Origin of the sequence: Chryseobacterium sp. SIMBA_029 (assembly GCF_046535275.1) — a bacterium.
Classification (GTDB): domain Bacteria; phylum Bacteroidota; class Bacteroidia; order Flavobacteriales; family Weeksellaceae; genus Chryseobacterium.
Genome location: NZ_JAWRXA010000405.1, coordinates 1 through 267, shown reverse-complemented (window position 1 = coordinate 267; position 267 = coordinate 1). Strand labels below are relative to the sequence as shown.

Annotated in this window: 1 pseudogene; it reads right to left on the bottom strand. The window is 64.4% G+C overall.

Going from position 1 to position 267, the window contains the following annotated elements:
* Positions 1-267: pseudogene (locus SB679_RS24615) on the bottom strand (ubiquinone-dependent pyruvate dehydrogenase); the annotation flags it as partial.

Sequence of the window (267 nt, the reverse complement as noted above, 5' to 3'; positions counted from 1 at the left end):
CCGGCGAAAATGGCGACCTTGCCGGCGTCGTTAATGGCATCCGCCAACTCCTGGACGCTAGCCGCGTCCGGCACCAAGCTGGCAGGCCGGAAGGTCGCGGGCAGCGGGGTGGGCGCGGTTGCCTCCAGTCCGGCAATGTCACCGGGAAGGGTCACGACGGCGACTCCCCCCAGGCCGATCGCGTTTTGAATGGCGCTGTGCATGACTCGAGGTGCTTGATCCGTGGTGCTGATCATCTCCGAGTACACGGAACACTCATTGAACAGG